16 protein-coding genes are annotated in these 17,426 nt (G+C 72.1%); 6 read left to right on the forward strand and 10 right to left on the reverse strand.

The window, feature by feature from the left end; all coding sequences use genetic code 11:
• Positions 1 to 113 precede the first annotated feature (113 nt).
• Together ACZ69M_RS07075 and ACZ69M_RS07080 are read left to right on the forward strand one after the other, a co-directional pair.
• Entirely contained in the window at positions 114 to 590 is a 477-nt protein-coding gene (locus tag ACZ69M_RS07075) for an Lrp/AsnC family transcriptional regulator (protein WP_351423299.1), read from the forward strand.
• A 56-nt stretch (positions 591 to 646) separates the two neighbouring features.
• The gene (locus tag ACZ69M_RS07080) at positions 647 to 1,342 is read left to right on the forward strand and encodes an HAD family hydrolase (RefSeq protein ID WP_470047349.1); all 696 of its coding nucleotides are present in this window, start codon (positions 647 to 649) and stop codon (positions 1,340 to 1,342) included.
• 42 nt (positions 1,343 to 1,384) lie between these two features.
• On the opposite strand, the gene ACZ69M_RS07085 is transcribed toward ACZ69M_RS07080, so the two are convergent.
• From ACZ69M_RS07085 to ACZ69M_RS07105, 5 genes are all read right to left on the reverse strand, one after another.
• Entirely contained in the window at positions 1,385 to 2,317 is a 933-nt protein-coding gene (locus ACZ69M_RS07085) for an NADP-dependent oxidoreductase (protein ID WP_470047351.1), read from the reverse strand.
• Between the two features lie 82 nt (positions 2,318 to 2,399).
• The gene (locus tag ACZ69M_RS07090) at positions 2,400 to 3,608 is read right to left on the reverse strand and encodes an XdhC family protein (protein WP_470047353.1); all 1,209 of its coding nucleotides are present in this window, start codon (positions 3,606 to 3,608) and stop codon (positions 2,400 to 2,402) included.
• Positions 3,601 to 5,751, reverse strand: coding sequence for a xanthine dehydrogenase family protein molybdopterin-binding subunit (locus tag ACZ69M_RS07095; protein WP_470047355.1), 2,151 nt, complete (start codon positions 5,749 to 5,751; stop codon positions 3,601 to 3,603). Before ACZ69M_RS07095 ends, ACZ69M_RS07090 begins: the two co-directional genes overlap by 8 nt.
• Positions 5,748 to 6,740: an FAD binding domain-containing protein gene (locus ACZ69M_RS07100; protein ID WP_470047357.1), complete on the reverse strand. Its 993-nt coding sequence runs from the start codon at positions 6,738 to 6,740 to the stop codon at positions 5,748 to 5,750. The genes ACZ69M_RS07095 and ACZ69M_RS07100 overlap by 4 nt, the downstream gene beginning before the upstream one ends.
• Positions 6,737 to 7,324, reverse strand: a complete 588-nt coding sequence (locus ACZ69M_RS07105) for a (2Fe-2S)-binding protein (RefSeq protein ID WP_470047359.1) — start codon at positions 7,322 to 7,324, stop codon at positions 6,737 to 6,739. Before ACZ69M_RS07105 ends, ACZ69M_RS07100 begins: the two co-directional genes overlap by 4 nt.
• Before the next feature lie 203 nt (positions 7,325 to 7,527).
• On the opposite strand from ACZ69M_RS07105, the gene ACZ69M_RS07110 reads away from it, so the two are divergent.
• The 3 genes from ACZ69M_RS07110 to ACZ69M_RS07120 all read left to right on the forward strand — a co-directional run bounded on the left by ACZ69M_RS07110 (position 7,528) and on the right by ACZ69M_RS07120 (position 11,634).
• Positions 7,528 to 8,118, forward strand: coding sequence for a TetR/AcrR family transcriptional regulator (locus tag ACZ69M_RS07110; RefSeq protein ID WP_470047361.1), 591 nt, complete (start codon positions 7,528 to 7,530; stop codon positions 8,116 to 8,118).
• 349 nt (positions 8,119 to 8,467) lie between these two features.
• Positions 8,468 to 10,573, forward strand: a complete 2,106-nt coding sequence (gene ligA, locus ACZ69M_RS07115) for an NAD-dependent DNA ligase LigA (RefSeq protein ID WP_470047363.1) — start codon at positions 8,468 to 8,470, stop codon at positions 10,571 to 10,573.
• A gap of 95 nt (positions 10,574 to 10,668) precedes the next feature.
• On the forward strand, positions 10,669 to 11,634 hold the full coding sequence (locus ACZ69M_RS07120) for an SGNH/GDSL hydrolase family protein (protein WP_470047365.1): 966 nt from the start codon (positions 10,669 to 10,671) through the stop codon (positions 11,632 to 11,634).
• A 63-nt stretch (positions 11,635 to 11,697) separates the two neighbouring features.
• On the opposite strand, the gene ACZ69M_RS07125 is transcribed toward ACZ69M_RS07120, so the two are convergent.
• Complete coding sequence (locus ACZ69M_RS07125) at positions 11,698 to 13,062, reverse strand: FAD-dependent oxidoreductase (protein WP_470047367.1); 1,365 nt, start codon at positions 13,060 to 13,062, stop codon at positions 11,698 to 11,700.
• 175 nt (positions 13,063 to 13,237) lie between these two features.
• Between ACZ69M_RS07125 and ACZ69M_RS07130 the strand changes: the two genes are divergently transcribed.
• Positions 13,238 to 14,425 carry a PP2C family protein-serine/threonine phosphatase gene (locus ACZ69M_RS07130; RefSeq protein WP_470047368.1) on the forward strand — a complete coding sequence of 396 codons (1,188 nt, stop codon included), beginning with the start codon at positions 13,238 to 13,240 and terminating at the stop codon, positions 14,423 to 14,425.
• A gap of 2 nt (positions 14,426 to 14,427) precedes the next feature.
• Here the strand turns inward: ACZ69M_RS07130 and ACZ69M_RS07135 are convergent, their stop codons facing one another.
• The 4 genes from ACZ69M_RS07135 to ACZ69M_RS07150 are packed head-to-tail and all read right to left on the reverse strand — an operon-like array spanning position 14,428 to position 17,298.
• Complete coding sequence (locus tag ACZ69M_RS07135) at positions 14,428 to 14,658, reverse strand: hypothetical protein (protein WP_470047370.1); 231 nt, start codon at positions 14,656 to 14,658, stop codon at positions 14,428 to 14,430.
• Positions 14,658 to 15,065, reverse strand: coding sequence for a hypothetical protein (locus ACZ69M_RS07140; protein WP_470047372.1), 408 nt, complete (start codon positions 15,063 to 15,065; stop codon positions 14,658 to 14,660). The genes ACZ69M_RS07135 and ACZ69M_RS07140 overlap by 1 nt, the downstream gene beginning before the upstream one ends.
• 47 nt (positions 15,066 to 15,112) lie before the next feature.
• On the reverse strand, positions 15,113 to 16,597 hold the full coding sequence (locus ACZ69M_RS07145; protein WP_470047374.1) for a sensor histidine kinase: 1,485 nt from the start codon (positions 16,595 to 16,597) through the stop codon (positions 15,113 to 15,115).
• Positions 16,594 to 17,298: a response regulator transcription factor gene (locus ACZ69M_RS07150; RefSeq protein ID WP_470047376.1), complete on the reverse strand. Its 705-nt coding sequence runs from the start codon at positions 17,296 to 17,298 to the stop codon at positions 16,594 to 16,596. The genes ACZ69M_RS07145 and ACZ69M_RS07150 overlap by 4 nt, the downstream gene beginning before the upstream one ends.
• Positions 17,299 to 17,426: the final 128 nt, after the last annotated feature.

Below are 17,426 nucleotides of genomic sequence, written 5' to 3' on the forward strand. Positions count from 1 at the left end.
GCGGCGGACAAGCTGGGCGCAAGGAGGTGAACCGGCCCACCGGGGTCACGGCGGGCTGAGCCATTGGTACGGTCGAAGAAGATCAGCCCAGGCGGCAGGGAGGCCGGTGGATCATGGCCGTGGACGAACTCGACACCCGCATCCTGCGGCTCCTGCTGGAGCAGCCGCGCACCAGCGTGCGCGAGTACGCCCGCATGCTCGGCGTCGCCCGCGGCACGCTCCAGGCCCGCCTCGACCGGCTGGAACGGGACGGGGTGATCACTGGTACCGGCCCCTCGCTGTCCCCCGCGGCGCTCGGCCACCCCGTCCTCGCCTTCGTGCACATCGAGGTCACGCAGGGCCACCTCGACGAGGTCGGCGACGCGCTGGCCGCCGTACCGGAGATCATCGAGGCGTTCTCGATCACGGGCGGGGGCGATCTGCTCACCCGGGTCGTGGCGCGCGACAACGCCCACCTGGAGGACGTGATCCAGGCGCTCATCAGCATGCCCGGTGTCGTCCGCACCCGCACCGAGGTGGCACTGCGCGAGCGGGTTCCGCACCGGGTGCTGCCGCTGGTGGAGTCGATCGGGCGTGCGACCAGAAGCTGACGGGTGGCACAGGGGTGATCGGCCGCGCCCGGCCCTCGCTTGGCATCCTGGATCCCATGAGCACTCTCGGCCGTACTTCGGTCATCTTCGATCTCGACGGCACACTCGTGGACAGCGAGCCGAACTATTTCGAGGCCGGCCGCCAGACGCTCGCCGAGCAGGGCATCACCGGCTTCACCTGGACCGAGCACGAGCGCTACGTCGGCATCAGCACCCGGGAGACGGTGGCGCTCTGGAAGGAGCGCTACGGCCTGCGGCCCCCGCTGGACGCCCTGCTCACCGACCTGAACCGCCGCTATCTGGAGCTGGCCCGCGCCGCCACGCACGTGTACCCGGAGATGCGGAAGTTCGTGGAACTGCTGGCCGCCGAGGGCGTTGCGACGGCCGTGGCCTCGGGCTCGGCACCCGCCGCGATCGAGGCGATCCTGACGGGCACCGGCCTGGCCGCCCATCTGACGACCGTCGTCTCGGCCGACGAGGTCGCGCACGGCAAGCCCGCCCCGGACGTCTTCCTGGAAGCGGCGCGCCGGCTGGAGGCCGACCCGGCGGACTGCGTGGTCCTGGAGGACGCCGCTCCGGGCGCCGCCGCCGCGCACGCGGCCGGGATGCGCTGCATCGCCGTCCCGTACGTCGCCGCACAGGCCGACGACCCGGAGTTCGCCACGGCGGGTCTGCTCCTGCGCGGCGGTCAGCGCGAGTTCACCGCACAGACCGCGTACGACTGGCTCACTCGCTCGGCCTCGGCTTCCTGAGCCGCGGCCACGGCTCGACGACCTGCCGTGACCGGTGTGGGCTCAGGAGACGTGCAGCACGATCTTGCCCCGGCGGTGGCCCTGTTCCAGTGCCGCGTACGCCTGCGCGGTCTCGGCGAGGGGGAAGACGCGGTCGACGGGCGGGGCCAGTTCGCCGTCCGCGACCAGGCGGGACAGCTCCTCAAGGCCGGAGCGGTCCGGTTCCACGATGAAGAACCTGCCGCCCTCCTTCGTGGCGTCGGGCGGGGCGACGATGCTCACCAGACGGCCGCCGGGACGCAATACCCCCCAGGAGCGCTCCTGGGTGTCGCCGCCGACGGTGTCGAAGACCAGGTCGACGTCCTTGACCTGCTCCTCGAAGCGTTCACTCCGGTAGTCGATGACCTGTTCGGCGCCCAGCTCGCGTACGAAGTCGGCGGCTTCGGCGCCGGCCGTCGCGGTGACCGAGGCGCCGAGTGAGACCGCGACCTGTACCGCGAAGGAGCCCACCCCGCCTGCGCCGCCCTGCACCAGCACCCGGGCACCGGGGCGCAGGCCGCCGTGCTCGACCAGACCCTGCCAGGCCGTCAGCCCGGCCAGCGGCAGCGCCGCCGCGTGGTCGTGGTCGAGCCGGGCCGGCTTTGCGGCGAGTACGGCCGCGGGGACGGCGACGAACTCCGCCGCGGCCCCGTCCCGGGTGAACGGGATCAGTCCGTACACCTCGTCGCCGACGTCCCAGTCCGACACCTCGGGGCCGAGCTCGGCGACGACACCCGACACCTCCTTCGACGGCACGATGGGCACCCGCTCGCTGCCGCTGTCGTCGAGGCTGTCGGTCCAGGTCGCGTCCCAGACCAGTTCGTCGGGCGTGATGGACGCGGACCGCACCTCGACCAGGACCTCTCCCCGGCCCGGCACCGGACGCGGGGCGACCTCGTACGTCAGCTGCTCGGGGCCGCCCCGCCGGTGGCCGCGCACCGCGTGCATGGTGTCCATTCCAACCTCCCAGGTCGCGCCGGCCGGGAACCGGCGGTACCTCCAGAGTGGTCGACCCGAGCACCTCCCGCACGCGTCTTCCTCAGGCGGCCTCCCGCGCCCCCTGCGCACCGGTCCCCCGCCCACCCCCGTCGCGGTGGATCGGGGTTCTGGAGCCGGTCAGTGGAGCGCCTGTCCCGCCCTCCCGGGCCGCGACGATCTCCGCCGCGATGGACAGCGCGGTCTCCTCGGGCGTACGGGCCCCGAGGTCGAGCCCGATCGGGGATCTCAGGCGGGCCAGCTCCCGCTCACCGAGGCCGACTTCGCGCAGCCGCCGCTCACGGTCCTCGTGCGTGCGGCGAGACCCCATGGCGCCGACGAACGCCACCGGCATCCGCAGAGCCGCCTCCAGCAGCGGTACGTCGAACTTGGCGTCGTGCGTGAGCACGCACAGGACCGTGCGGTCGTCGGTCACGGTGCGCCGGAGGTAGCGGTGCGGCCAGTCGACCACGATCTCGTCGGCGTCGGGAAAGCGGACCCGGGTGGCGAAGACCGGGCGGGCGTCGCACACGGTCACGTGATAGCCGAGGAACCTGCCCACCCGTACCAGCGCCGTCGCGAAGTCCACGGCGCCGAAGACGATCATTCGGGGCGGTGGCACGCTCGACTCGACGAGCAGGGTCACGCCACCCGGGCAGCGCGCGCCGTCCTCCGACAGTTCGAGGGTGCCGGTGCGGCCCGCCGCCAGCAGGGCACGAGCCTCGGCCACCGCCGTGCGGTCCAGCTCCGGACGACCGCCGAGGCTCCCCTCGTGCAAGACGCCCGGGCCTCCCCCGTACGACGTGGACGCCCCGGAGGAGTCGGACGAGCCGTCGGGGCGGACGAGCAGCACCCTGCCCAGCAGTTCCGCCGGTCCCCGGGCCACCCGGGCGACGGCCGCCGCCTCGCCCCGGGACGCGGCCGCAAGGGCCGCCGCGTACACCGGCCGCTCAGGCGCCTGCGCGCGCATCGGGGTGACCAGGACCTCGATGACCCCGCCGCAGGTCAGCCCCACCGCGAAGGCGTCCTCGTCGCTGTAGCCGAACCGTTCCAGCACCGTCCGGCCGTCCTGGAGCGCCTGGACGCACAGGTCGTACACGGCGCCTTCCACACAGCCGCCGGAGACCGAGCCGATGGCCGTGCCGCCGCTGTCGACCGCGAGGGCGGCGCCGGGGCCGCGCGGGGCGCTGCCGCCGACGCTCACGACGGTGGCGACGGCGAAGTCCCGGCCCTCCTCGGCCCACCGGTTCAGCTCGTCGGCGATGTCAAGCATCCCGGTCCCCTCCCGTACCCGCCAGGAGCACCCGGTCCGGGCGGATCGGCAGGTTCCGGTGGCGTACACCCGTCGCGTGCCAGACCGCGTTGGCGATCGCCGCCGCCGCTCCGACGACCCCGATCTCGCCGATGCCCTTGATGCCGACCGGGTCCCCGGGGTCGGGGTCGTCGACCCAGTCCGCCTCGATGTCGGGTACGTCGGCGTGGGCGGAGAAGTGGTAGCCGGCGAGGTCGGCGCCGACATGGCCGCCGCTCGCCCGGTCCCGGTGAGCCTCCTCGTGCAGGGCCATGGACAGGCCCCAGATCATGCCTCCGACGAACTGCCCGCGCGCGGTCAGCGGGTTGACGATCCGGCCGGCCGCGAAGATGCCGAGCATCCGCCGCACCCGCACCTCCCCGCTGGTGACATCGACGGCGACCTCGGCGAACTGGGCCCCGAAGGAGTGCCGTTCCTTCTGTTCCAGCGCGCCGACCGCCTGGGAGGTGTCCGAGCGTGCCGTGATCCCCTCGGGCGGAATGCCGCCGCCCAGGGCCAGCCGCTCGCGCAGCTCGTCCGCCGCGACCCTGATCGCCCAGGCCCAGGAGCGGGTGCCCATCGAGCCGCCGGCGATCATCGCGAAGCCGAAGTCGCTGTCCGCGATGCGCATCCGGATGCGCTCCGGCGCCACCTCCAGCGCGTCCGCGGCGATCAGGGTGAGCGCGGTCCGGGCCCCGGTCCCGACGTCGGACGCGGTGATCCGTACGGTGAAGCTGCCGTCCGGCTCGGCCGTCACGGCCGCCGTGGACGGGGCGGACAGCACGGGGAACGTGGAGGCGGCGGTGCCGGTCCCGAGCAGCCAGCGGCCCTCGCGGCGGACACCGGGACGCGGGTCACGGTCCGCCCAGCCGAACCGGCGGGCCCCCTCCTCGAAGCACGCGAGCAGGTTGCGGCCGCTGAACGGCAGCCCGGAGACGGGGCCGACGGCCGGTTCGTTACGGGCGCGCAGCGCGATCGGGTCGAGTCCGCACTTCTCGGCGAGTTCGTCGAGCGCGGACTCCAGCGCGAACGAGCCCGGCGCCTCGCCCGGCGCCCGCATCCAGCTCGGGGTCGGCACGTCGAGCCGTACGACACGGCTCTGTGAGTAGTGCGCGTCGGAGTCGTACATCGCGCGCCCGAACTCGGCGCACCGCTCGACGAACTCGTGGACGGTCGAGGTGAGGCTCTCGGCCCGGTGGTCGAACGCGCGCAGCCGGCCGTCCGCGTCGGCGCCGAGCCTGACCCGCTGGGCCGTGGGGCTGCGGTAGCCGACCAGCGAGAACATCTGGCGGCGGGTCAGTACGACGCGCACGGGCCGCTGCAGGACGGTCGCGGCCATCGCGGCGGCGACCGAGTGCGGGCGGGTGCCCTTGGAGCCGAAGCCGCCGCCGACGTGTTCCGAGCGCACCCGCACCGACTGGGGGTCGAGCGAGAACAGCTTCGCGAGCTCGTCCGCCACGAACCTGCTGCCCTGGTTGGAGTCGACGACCTCGAGCCGGCCGCCGTCCCAGCGTGCGATCGCCGCGTGCGGCTCCATGGGGCTGTGGTGCTCCTCCGGAGTGCTGTACTCGGCGTCCACGACGACGGCGGACGCGGCGAGTTCGGCCTCCAGGTCGCCCTTCTGCGCGGCGGGGGCGCTCTCCGGCGCGTACACCCCGGGGAGCCCGGCGGCGAACACGACGTCGTGGCCCTCCTCGTCGTACACGACGACGAGGGCCTCGGCGGCCTCCCTGGCCTGCTCGGGCGTCTCGGCGACGACCAGCGCCACCGGCCAGCCGACGAACGGGACCCGGTCGTGCTGGAAGATCTGGGCGATCGGGTCGGGCGCCCCGAAGGCGTTCGTGTAGTCGCCGTTGAGACGCGGGGCGTTCTCGTGGTGCAGGACGGCGACGACGCCCGGCATCGCGAGGACGGGCGCGGACTCCACCGCGCGGATCCGGCCACGGGCCACGGTGGACAACACCAGCCAGCCGTGGGCGAGTTCGGGATACGGGACCTCGCCCGCGTAGCGCGCCGCCCCGGTGACCTTGGCCACGCCCTCGACGCGGGTGCGGGCGGCGCCGACGGCCCCGATCGTCGCGGTCGCCGCCGCCGTCGCGGTCGTGGTCGCGGTCGTACCGCTCATCGGGCCGCCTCCTCGGTGAGTTCGGTCAGCATCGCCACGACGAGATTGCGCATCAGGGGCACCTTGTATCCGTTGTGGGGCAGCGTCCGGGCTGCCGCGAGCTCGGCGTCCGCGGCGGCGGCGAAGGCCTCGGCGCTCGCCGGTCCTCCGGTCAGCGCCCGTTCGGCCGCACGGGCCCGCCACGGCCGGGAGGCCACCGCGCCGAAGGCGAGGCGCACTTCGCGTACGACACCGTCGTGGACGTCGAGGGCGGCGGCGATCGAGCCGATCGCGAACGCGTACGAGGCGCGCTCGCGCACCTTGCGGTAGCGGGAGCGGGCGGCGACCGGGGCGGCCGGCAGGTTGACGCCGGTGATCAGCGCGCCGGGCGGCAGAGCGGTCTCCAGGTGCGGGGTGTCACCCACCGGCAGATAGAACTCCGCGAGCGGCAACTCCCCCGGACCGTCCGCCGTTTCGTACGAGACGACGGCGTCGAAGGCGGTGAGGGCCACGGCCATGTCCGAGGGGTGCGTGGCCACGCAGTGCGCGGAGGCACCGAGGACGGCGTGGTTGTGGTGCTCGCCCTCGATCGCCGGGCAACCGCTGCCGGGGACCCGCTTGTTGCAGGGCTTCGCCAGATCGGCGAAGTAGCCGCAGCGGGTGCGCTGGAGCAGGTTTCCGCCGACCGTGGCCATGTTGCGCAGCTGACCGGAGGCCCCGGCCAGCACGGCCTGGGTCAGGGCCGGGTAGCGGCGCCGCACGTCGGGATGGGCGGCGAGGTCGCTGTTGGTCACGGTCGCGCCGATCCGCAGCCCGGCGCTCCTTGTGAACTCGACGCGGTCGAGGGGGAGTTCACGCACGTCGACGAGCCGGGCGGGCCGCTCCACCCCGCTCTTCATCAGGTCGACGAGATTGGTGCCACCGCCGAGATAGCGTGCGTCCGGGTCGGCGCCCAGCAGGGCGACCGCGCCGGTGACGTCATAGGCGCGCTCGTAGTCGAACTCCCTCATGCCGCCTCCTCCTTGGTCTCGGACGACCGTGTATCGGACGACTGCGCCGCCCGCGCGACGGCCTGGACGATCGACACATACGCGCCGCACCGGCACAGGTTGCCGCTCATCCGCTCACGGATCTCCTCGGGCGTGAGCTGGGGAACCCCCGCTTCGGGCCGCACGTCCGCGGTCACGGCGCTGGGCCAGCCCGCCGCGTGCTCCTCGATCACCGCGAGGGCCGAACAGATCTGGCCGGGCGTGCAGTAGCCGCACTGGTAGCCGTCGAGGTCGAGGAAGGCCTGTTGCACGGGATGCAGCCGCTCACCGTCCGCCACCCCTTCGATGGTGGTGATCTCGCGCCCCTCGGAGGCGACGGCGAGTTGCAGACAGGAGACGGCCCGGCGTCCGTCGAGCAGCACCGTACAGGCGCCGCACTGGCCCTGATCGCAGCCTTTCTTGGTACCGGTGAGATCGAGACGCTCACGCAGGGCGTCGAGCAGGGTGGTGCGATGGTCGACGGGCAGCGTGTACTTCTCGCCGTTGACGTGCAGGGTGATGGCGCTGGACGTCGAGGTCGTGGCGCTGGACGTCGTGGGGGCCATGATCAGCCTTCTTTCGCCTGTCTGAGGGGGGAAGGAAGTCGCGAGAGGGCCGGGAAAAGGGCGCACCGATGGTCCACACTGGCCGGATCCGGCGGTATGGTGAACCCCTAACCGGACAGTTGTCCGCTCATCCCGAACCTATCGGACAGCTGTCCGCTTAGCAAGGTACTCGCCTGGGCGGGCGAAGGACGAAGGAGGCCCGAGTGCAGCAGAAGAAGGCCACCCCGCTGCGCTCGGACGCGCAACGCAATCGCGAGCGCATTCTCGAGGTGGCCCTGGCCGAGCTGACACGGTCGGCCGACACCCCGCTCAGCGCGATCGCCAAGAAGGCGGGGGTCGGGCAAGGGACGTTCTACCGCAACTTCCCCAATCGCGAGGCACTCCTCCTGGAGATCTACCGCCACGAGGTGCAGCAGGTCGCCGACACCGCGGCGCAGCTGCTCGAGACGCGTGCGCCGGACCGGGCCCTGCGGGAGTGGATGGACCGCCTCGCCCAGTTCGCCATGACCAAGGTCGGCCTGGCCGAGGCCCTGCGCGCGACCACCCTCGCGCACGGCACCCTGACCCGGCTGGGGCACAGCGGGATGTCCTCGGCCATCGCGCTGCTCCTGGCGGCGAACGACAAGGCGGGCACCATCCGCCCCGGAGTGACCCCGGAGGACTTCTTCCTCTTCATCGCCGGTCTCTGGCAGATCGACGCGGACGGGGACTGGCAGCCGCGCGCCACCCGCCTTCTGGACCTCGTGATGGACGGTCTACGGGTGGGCGCACCGGGGTGCGCGCCGCCCGAGTGAGCCGAGCCGCAGCCCGCGGGCTGCGGCGGGAGCGGCGGCCCGTCATCACCGACAGCCGCTCCTACGCGCACGACGAAGCCGTCCGCCTGTACTCCCCCGTGGCGGACGGCTCGTGTCGCGGTGTTCAGAGATCGGGATCGGTGTCGGCGACGTAAGTGTCCTGGGCCGCTGGACGACACCCGCCGGAGCGGGCGACGGGATTCGAACCCGCGTCTCTCTCTTGACAGGAGAAGTAGCCGAAACCTTCGCACCTGAACGAGTTCACCGTAGTGGTCACCGCCCTCGCGGTCACCTGGTTTCCGGCGGGCAGCAGACGCGTGCCGGGGCGTTGTCAGTGGTGGCGTGCAGGATGGCGGGTATGACAACACCAGCCGCAGTGATCGTGGATGCCGCCGCCTACGCGCAGGCGGTCGAGGACGCCGTGAAGGCTTCGGCCGCCTACTACGCGGGCGGTACGTCGGTGCTGGACGACGACACCTACGACCGGCTCGTGCGGGGCATCGCGGCGTGGGAGTCCGCTCATCCCGACGAGGTGCTGCCCGACTCACCGACCGGGAAGGTCGCCGGTGGCGCGGTGGAGGGCGATGTCCCGCACACGGTGCCCATGTTGAGCCTGGACAACGTCTTCTCGCCCGAGGAGTTCACCGCCTGGACCGCGTCGCTGGCCCGGCGGATCGGCCATGACGTCACCCGGTTCGGTGTCGAGCCGAAGCTCGACGGGCTCGCTATCGCCGCCCGGTACACCCGTGGTCGCCTCACCCGGCTGATCACCCGTGGCGACGGGACGGCCGGGGAGGACGTCTCGCATGCCATCGGCACCGTCGAAGGCCTCCCGGCCGAACTGGCCGAACCGGTCACGGTGGAGGTGCGCGGCGAAGTCCTGATGACCACCGCCCAGTTCGAGCACGCCAACGAGGCACGCACCGCGCACGGCGGCCAGCCGTTCGCGAACCCGCGCAACGCCGCGGCGGGCACGCTGCGCGCCAAGGACCGCGCGTACACCGTGCCGATGACCTTCTTCGGCTATGCCCTGCTGCCACTGCCCGGCACCGAGGACGCCCTCGCGGCACGGCTGGGTGAGGCCGCGCACAGCGAGCTGATGGCCCGGTGCGGCGAACTCGGCGTGAACACGACCGCCGCCACCGCCGTGCCCGGGACCACGGCGGAGACCGCCGAGCAGGTCCTGTCCCGGGTCAAGGAGATCGCCGCGCTTCGGGCGGAGTTGCCGTTCGGGATCGACGGGATAGTCATCAAGGCCGACCTCGCCGCCGATCAGGAGGCCGCCGGATCCGGTTCGCGTGCACCGCGCTGGGCGATCGCCTACAAGCTGCCGGCCGTGGAGAAGATCACCCGGCTGCTGGAGGTGGAGTGGAACGTGGGCCGCACCGGCATCATCGCTCCGCGCGCGGTCCTCGAACCGGTCGAGATCGACGGCTCCACCATCACCTACGCCACCCTCCACAACCCTGCCGACATCACCCGCCGCGACCTGCGTCTGGGCGACCACGTGATGGTCCACCGCGCCGGGGACGTGATTCCCCGCGTCGAAGCCCCCGTCGCCCATCTGCGCACCGGAGAGGAGCGGCCGATCGTCTTCCCCGAGGTGTGCCCGCGATGCGGCTCCACCATCGACACCAGCGAGCAGCGCTGGCGTTGTGAGAGCGGCCGCAACTGCCACCTGGTCGCCGCCCTCTCGTACGCCGCCGGCCGCGACCAGCTCGACATCGAGGGCCTCGGCCACACCCGTGTCGTCCAGCTCGTCGAGGCCGGCCTGGTCGCCGATCTGGCCGACGTGTTCGCCCTCGCGCGCGACCAGCTCCTCGCCCTGGAACGGATGGGTGAGACCAGCACCGACAATCTCCTCGCGGCGATCGGCGCGGCCAAGGGGCAGCCGTTGTCGCGGGTGCTGTGCGCGCTCGGCGTCCGCGGTACGGGCCGCTCCATGTCCCGTCGTATCGCCCGGTACTTCGCGACCATGGACCACATCCGTGCCGCCGACGCCGAAGCGATGCAGCGGGTCGAGGGCATCGGCACGGAGAAGGCCCCGTCCATCGTGGCCGAACTCGCCGAACTCGCCCCGCTCATCGACAAGCTCGCCGCGGCCGGGGTCAACATGACCGAGCCCGGTGCCACTCCGCCCGTCACCGCCGACGACACCGACACCGACACCGACAGCGGCGCCCAGGGCGCGGAGCCGGTGGGAGGGCCGCTGACCGGGATGGCGGTCGTCGTCACCGGAGCCATGACCGGCCCGCTGGAGAAGCTCAGCCGCAACCAGATGAACGAACTCATCGAGCGCGCCGGTGGCCGCTCCTCCTCCAGCGTCTCCAAGAAGACCACGCTGGTCGTCGCCGGCGAAGGCGCCGGATCCAAGCGCGCCAAGGCCGAGGACCTCGGCATCCGGCTGGTCACCCCCGACGAGTTCGCGACTCTGGTCGCCGACTACGTCGACTGAAGGGCGTCGCTCTCACCGATGGTGTAACCCGCTACACCATCGGTTCGGGAGTGGGCTCTCTCGTGACGGCGAGCCGGCACCGAGATCGTTGACACATGAAGACTTCCGCACGAGCCGGGCTCGCCGTCATGGCCGCGGGCGGCATTTTTTTCGCCGCCACCAGCCTGGGAGACAACAACGGCTCGGCCACCGCCGCCCCGAAGAGCGCGGCCGTCTCCGGGTCATCAGCAGGTCCCGGTCCGTATGTGGCACTGGGTGACTCCTACACCGCCGGCGCCGGTATCCCCTCAGGGACCGGAACCCCCACGGGATGCGATCGCTCCGACCACAACTACCCCACCCTGGTCGCCCACGAACTCGGCGTCGAAAAGGCCGACTTCCACGACATGAGCTGCACCGGCGCCACCGTCGAGGACCTCACCGCACCCCAGACCACGAGCCACGGCACCAACCCCGCCCAGCTCTCCGCCCTCAGCACCCACACCGCCCTCGTCACCCTCGGCATCGGCGGCAACGACATCGGCTTCGGCAAACTGATCACGCAGTGCGCCAAATCCGGCATCCTCTACTTCGCCACCGGCAGCGGCAAGTACACCGGCAACCACGCCCCCTGCCGCAGCCAGTACGTCGACGGCACCACCGACGCCGTCCGGCAGAAGATCAGCACCGTGGGCGACCGGCTCGCCGGCACCCTGGCCGAGGTCAAACGCCGCGCGCCGCAGGCACGCGTCTACGTGGTCGGGTACCCGGCGATCCTGCCCGCCACGGCCGGCGACTGCGGCCGCGACATGGGCCTCGCACCCGGCGACGTCACCTTCCTCCACCAGGAGCAGCAGCGGCTCAACGCCACCCTGCGGCAACGCGCCGAAGCCGCAGGTGCCGGGTATGTCGACACCTACGCTCCGTCGAGCGGTCACGACGCGTGTTCCGCGCGTGAGGCACGCTGGGTCGAACCCCTCGTGCCGCTCGCCCCCGCCGCACCCGTCCACCCCAACGCACGCGGTGAACGCGGCATGGCCGACGCCGTCATCAACACCGTCAACGCGAGCAAGGGGTCCTGAGGCCAGAGGGTTCCGAGGCCGAGGAGGGCCTGAGGCCGAGGGGGCTCAGAGGAGCCCCGAGGCCTACGCGCCGCTCGCGTCGAGCATGTCCTCGCGCTCGACGATCTTGACGCGTTCCCGGCCCTGCGGTTCGCCCAGCGCCTTCTCCGCGGCGTCCAGGCGGTACCAGCCCTCCCAGGTGGTGAAGCGGACGTCCCGCTCGCCGAGGAACGCGTCCACGGCCTCCGGGTCGGGCGAGCCGGGCGTGTGCAGACGTCCGTTCGCGTGGTCGTCGAGCAGGCTGGCGACGGTCTCGTTGGCGTCGCCCTTGGTGTGGCCGATCAGACCGACGGGGCCGCGACGGATCCAGCCGGTGACGTATGTCGACTGCAGGTGCTCGCCGGTCTCCTCGATCACCCGGCCGCCCTGGTCCGGGACCGTGCCCGACTCGGCGTCCCAGGGGAGCTTGGGCAGTTCGTCGGACAGGTAGCCCACGGCGCGGTAGACCGCACCGAGGTCCCAGTCCTTGTACTCGCCGGTTCCCTTGACGTTGCCGGTGCCGTCGAGGGCGGTGCGCTCGGTGCGCAGGCCCACGACCTGGCCGTTCTCGCCGAGGATCTCGGTCGGGGACTCGAAGAAGTGCAGGAACAGCTTGTGCGGGCGGTCACCGGTGTCGCGGATGGCCCAGTTCTCCAGGGTCTTGGCGACCATGTCGGCCTGCTTGTTGCCACGCCGGGTCGCGATCGACCCCTCGTCGTAGTCGATGTCCTCGGGGTCGACGATGACCTCGATGTTCGGGGAGTGGTCCAGTTCCCGCAGCTCCATCGGGCTGAACTTCGCCTGCGCCGGACCGCGGCGGCCGAAGACGTGGACCTCCAGGGCCTTGTTGGCCTTGAGGCCGTCATGGACGTTCTGGGGGATCTCGGTCGGCAGCAGTTCGTCGGCGGTCTTGGCGAGGACGCGGGCGACGTCGAGCGCGACGTTGCCGACGCCGAGGACGGCGACCTTCTCCGCTTCGAGCGGCCAGGTCCGCGCCACGTCCGGGTGGCCGTCGTACCAGGAGACGAAGTCCGCGGCACCGTAGGAGCCGTCGAGGCCGATGCCGGGTATGTCGAGGGCCCGGTCGGCCGTCGCCCCCGTGGAGAAGATCACGGCGTCGTAGAAGGTGCGCAGGTCGTCGAGGTTGATGTCCCCGGGGTAGTCGACATTGCCGAAGAGACGTATCTGGGGCTTGTCGAGCACCTGGTGCAGGGCCGTGATGATGCCCTTGATCCGCGGGTGGTCGGGGGCCACGCCGTAACGGATCAGGCCGAAGGGGGCCGGCATCCGTTCGAAGAGGTCGATGGACACACCGGGCTCGACCGCAACTGCGGACTTCAGCAGCGCGTCGGCAGCGTAGATCCCGGCGGGGCCGGCTCCGACAATGGCTACCCGCAGAGGGCGAGGCATGATCAGGTTCCCTTCGAACGGTGGCAGGGTGGCTCGTCGGGAAGCCTAAACTAAGGCAAACCTTAGTCAGTAGCCGGGTTGGATCTATGACCTCATAAGCCGATCTTATGACTCGCCGCCGGGAAGCACAGGCCTCGGAATCGGGGGCAAAATAGGGTATGTGGATGTCCGGCGTGTGTCAGTGGACCGCCTCGTGGAGCAGCCGTCGGGCCGCGGACTGGTGGCAATCCCACTCGCGCTGATCGTAGTGATCACGGTGGCGGACCTCCACTCCCCGACCGATGTCCATCTGGGTCCGTTGCTGGTCATCGCCCCCGCCCTCACCGCCTCCCTGGCCGGGCCACGGCTGACCGCGGCCGTGGGGGTGCTGGCCGTGGCCGCCCAGGTCTTCATCGCGGTGTTCCACGGCGGGCTGACCACCTCCAACCACATCGCGCAGATCATCGCCCTGACCGTGCTCTCCGCGCTGGTGGTCTTCGTCTGCCATGTACGCGAGCGGCGTGCCCGGGAGCTGAGCCGGGCACGGTCGGTGGCCGAGACGGCACAGCGGGTCCTGCTGCGACCACCGCCCCGCCGGATCGGGCCCTTGCGCGTGGCCTGGCTGTATCTGGCCGCCGAGGACGAGACGCAGATCGGCGGCGACCTGTTCGCGGTCTCCCGCTCCGCCCAGGCCTCCACGCGGGTGATCATCGGGGACGTACGCGGCAAGGGTCTGGCCTCCATCGGCGAGGCCTCGGTGGTGCTCGGCTCGTTCCGGGAGGGCGCTCACCGGTATGCCACCCTGCCCGAGCTCACGGCTGCACTGGAGGTCAGTGTGTGCCGCGACCTGGAGGACGTGGCCGACACCGAGCACGACCCGGGCGAGCACTTCATCACCTCGCTCGTGCTCGACATCCCCGACGAGGAGGCGGATGCCTGGATGATCACCTGCGGTCATCCACCGCCTCTCCTGCTGCACAACCGGGAGGTCACGGTCCTGCACCCGCGCCACCCCCTCCCCCCGCTGGGCATGTGCGAGCTGCCCGCCTCGAGCCACCGGGCCGACCCGTTCACCTTCGAAACCGGTGACATCCTCCTGCTCTACACCGACGGCGTCATCGAAGCCCGCTCACCGTCGGGCGTCTTCTACCCGCTGCTCGAGCGGGTCGCCTCCTTTCCCGTCTCCAGCCCCGACGCCCTGCTGCGGCACATCCACGACGACCTCCTCGCGCACGTCGGCGACCACCCCGGCGACGACGCCGCCCTCCTGATCATCGAACGCACCGCGTCCCACCACCCGCATCGACCGCATTTCGCCACCCGCCCCGTCGACGGCCACCACCGGCTCCATCCCACCGGATCGCCCCCGCCGACGGAACGCTGACCTCACTCCCGGGCCATGTCCGACTCCGCCGCGCTCGCCGCGGAATCGGCGTCGTCGACGAGTTTCCGCAGATGACCGAGGTCCGCGGAGGAGGTGGGCGCGGGCTGCCGAGTGGTCTGCGTGCCCTGTGCGGTCTGTGTGCCGTGCGTGCTCTGTGCGCTCCCGCCGTGGCCGCATCCCGCCAGGAACAGCAGGGCGGCCAGTACGGCCGGCACGGTGTGGCGCGCGCGCATCAGTTCGTACGACCGTTGTCGTGGGTGCCGCACCACTTCTCGACGTCGGCCAGGTCCTTCTGGCGGGTCTCCAGAGTGGGGACCAGAGAGCGCCGGGCGGTGAGCCGGTCGTTCAGGTAGGTCTCGATCTGGGTGTGCCCCGCGGACTTGGCGTTCGCCACCCGCTGCTCGAGACGGGCGATGGAGCCACGCTGGGAAGCGTCCGCGCGCAGCCGGGTGAGGATCCGGTCGATCCGCCGGTCGATCTTCGGCGCGCGCTTGCAGAGCGCCGCCGCGCCGTCGCCCGTGGGGGTGCCGGACGGCGCGGGAGTCGCGGCGTCGGCGGTGGCGGCGCCGGCGGCGCCGAACAGCGATCCGGCGGCGACCAACGAGACGACCGAGATCACGGTCTTCCTGGTGCTTGGCATGACGAACTCCTCCACGTTCACGGGCGACTGCCCTGTCGCCGGGAAAGCTAGGAGCCGTCTTTGTGGAATTCTTGTGGCCGGTCGGCGGCCGTGATCATCCAGTTGCGCGGGAGCGGAAGCGTGGCCCCCGTGTCCGCGGTGCCGTCGCTCAGCGGCAGCGTGACCTCGACGCGGGTACCCGGACCCGTGGGCCGGTCCAGTACCCGGATCCCACCTCGGTGCAGGGCGATCTGCTGGGCGACCAGGGTCAGTCCGAGGCCGGAGCCGGGGCTGTCCGGTCGGCGGCGGAAGCGTTCGAAGACCTCGGTGCGCAGCGCGGGCGGGATGCCAGGGCCCCGGTCCTCGACGACCAGGAGCGCGTCGGCGCCGCTCGCGCGCAGGGTCACCTCGACCTGCGGGGGCTGCCCGTCCGTGTGTCCGTGGACCAGGGCGTTGACGAGCAGGTTGTCCACCAGGCTCCGCAGTCCCGCCTCCCAGCCGTGTACGCGCAGCCCCGCTGCGCAGTGGCCGGCCACCCGTGCGTGCGGATGGCGTCGCCGCTGTTCCTGCGTGCTCGCTTCGACGAGGTCGGCGAGGTCGACCGGGCCGAAGGCGTCCGCCTCGACGAGGTCTCCGCGGCCGAGGTCGCGCAGCATGACGAGGACCCCGAGGAGGCGTGCGTGTTCGCGGCTCAGGTCGTGCAGCACTTCGTCGCGGTCGGGTCCGGCGAGCTCCGGATGCTCGGTGAGGATCTCCAGGTTGGTCTGCATGCTCATCAGCGGGGTGCGCAGTTCGTGCGAGGCCGCCGAGGCGAAGGAGCGGGCGGTGGCCAGTGCCTCGGCGGTCCTGAGCGCCTGCTCGTCGTAGCGTGCCAGGACGGTCTGCAGGGTGTGTGCGAGGTCGTCGACCTCGGCGATCCGCGTCGGGCTGTGGTCCAGGCGGGTGGAACTGGAGCGGGGGTCGAGGCCGCTCGCCCGGCGTTGCAGACGGCGCAGCGGTGCGCTCGCCCGGGTGGCGACGGCCCAGGCGAGCAGCCCGGACAGCGGTGCGGCGAGCAGGGCGACGGTCACCGCGCGCCGTCGGACCAGGCGCACCTGGGTGTCGGCGGCGGTGTCGGACGCGAACAGCCACAGGGTGCCGCGCACGCCGGGGCGCGCCCCGGTCACCCGGGTCGACAGGATCCGCCAGCTCCTGCCGTCGGCACGGAGGGTGACCGGCACGGGCGCCCTGGCGGGCAGCGCCACGTCCGCCGCCGGTTGCGGGCCGCCGGTGAAGGTCTCCTCGGGGCCGATCAGCCGTACGCCCACGTCCAGGGCCGAGGTGAACACCCGGCGCTCGCGGGCCTGCTCCACCGCCGCCGACCGGTCGGCGGCGCTCGCGCGCAGCAGCCCCCGGGCGTCCTTGGCGACGGCCACCGCGCGCTCACGCAGATGCGTGTCCTGCTGATCGTGCAGATCCGCGGCGACCAGCCGCAGCAGCAGCCAGCCGGTGGCCAGTACCAGTACGGGCACGCTGGCGCCGACGGCCAGGGCGATCCGCGTGGACAGTCTCACGGCCGCTCCCGCGGGTCGTCGTCGCGCAGGACGAAGCCCACGCCTCGTACGGTGTGGACGATCCGGGAGCGCCCCGACGTCTCCAGTTTGCGGCGCAGATAGCTGACGAAGGTGTCCACCGCGTCGGTGCGCACCTCGAAGTCGTAGCCCCATACGCGATCGAGGAGCTGGTCCCGGCTGAGCACGATGCCGGCGTTGCGGGCGAGGAAGTGGAGGAGTTCGAACTCGCGGCGGGTCAGTTCCACCGGCCGCCCGTCGAGGCTCACGCTGCGGGCGGCGGGATCCAGGAGCAGCCCGCCGACCCGTACGGTGCCGCTGTCCCGCGGCGGCCTGCGCCGCAGCAGTGCCTCCAGCCGCAGGACCAGCTCCTGAAGGGCGAAGGGCTTGACGAGGTAGTCGTCGCCGCCCGCCTGCAGGCCCGCGATCCGGTCGGCGGTCTCGTCGAGTGCGGAGAGCATCAGCACGGGTACGTCGTTGTCCTCGTCCCGCAGTGCCCTGCACACCTCGATGCCGCTGAGGTCGGGCATCGAGATGTCCAGCACGATCACATCCGGCGGCGTCCGCCGGGCCACCGCCAGGGCCGGCCGTCCCCCGTCGGCCAGGTCCACGGCGAATCCGCCGAGCCTCAGGCCCCGCTCCAGCGAGCGGCGGATCGCCGCGTCGTCGTCCACGACCAGGACACGGCCGCGCTGCCCACTCATCACCACTGTCCCTCCCCGCCACACCCGGCGTCCTGCCGGGGCCCGCCGCCGCCCATCGTGCATCAGCCGCGCCGGTCCCGGCCCCGAGGGGTGACCCAAGGGTTCGGTGAGAACCGCCCGGTCCGGCC

Source organism: Streptomyces sp. NPDC107454, assembly GCF_055582885.1.

Coding starts and splice junctions, on each gene's coding strand:
- ACZ69M_RS07105 (WP_470047359.1), bottom strand. CDS start 7,324: ATGGCCCCCACGACGTCCAGCGCCACGACCTCGACGTCCAGCGCCATC.
- ACZ69M_RS07100 (WP_470047357.1), bottom strand. CDS start 6,740: ATGAGGGAGTTCGACTACGAGCGCGCCTATGACGTCACCGGCGCGGTC.
- ACZ69M_RS07085 (WP_470047351.1), bottom strand. CDS start 2,317: ATGGACACCATGCACGCGGTGCGCGGCCACCGGCGGGGCGGCCCCGAG.
- ACZ69M_RS07125 (WP_470047367.1), bottom strand. CDS start 13,062: ATGCCTCGCCCTCTGCGGGTAGCCATTGTCGGAGCCGGCCCCGCCGGG.
- ACZ69M_RS07075 (WP_351423299.1), top strand. CDS start 114: ATGGCCGTGGACGAACTCGACACCCGCATCCTGCGGCTCCTGCTGGAG.
- ligA (WP_470047363.1), top strand. CDS start 8,468: ATGGCGGGTATGACAACACCAGCCGCAGTGATCGTGGATGCCGCCGCC.
- ACZ69M_RS07150 (WP_470047376.1), bottom strand. CDS start 17,298: ATGAGTGGGCAGCGCGGCCGTGTCCTGGTCGTGGACGACGACGCGGCG.
- ACZ69M_RS07090 (WP_470047353.1), bottom strand. CDS start 3,608: ATGCTTGACATCGCCGACGAGCTGAACCGGTGGGCCGAGGAGGGCCGG.
- ACZ69M_RS07080 (WP_470047349.1), top strand. CDS start 647: ATGAGCACTCTCGGCCGTACTTCGGTCATCTTCGATCTCGACGGCACA.
- ACZ69M_RS07095 (WP_470047355.1), bottom strand. CDS start 5,751: ATGAGCGGTACGACCGCGACCACGACCGCGACGGCGGCGGCGACCGCG.
- ACZ69M_RS07140 (WP_470047372.1), bottom strand. CDS start 15,065: ATGCCAAGCACCAGGAAGACCGTGATCTCGGTCGTCTCGTTGGTCGCC.
- ACZ69M_RS07120 (WP_470047365.1), top strand. CDS start 10,669: ATGAAGACTTCCGCACGAGCCGGGCTCGCCGTCATGGCCGCGGGCGGC.
- ACZ69M_RS07135 (WP_470047370.1), bottom strand. CDS start 14,658: ATGCGCGCGCGCCACACCGTGCCGGCCGTACTGGCCGCCCTGCTGTTC.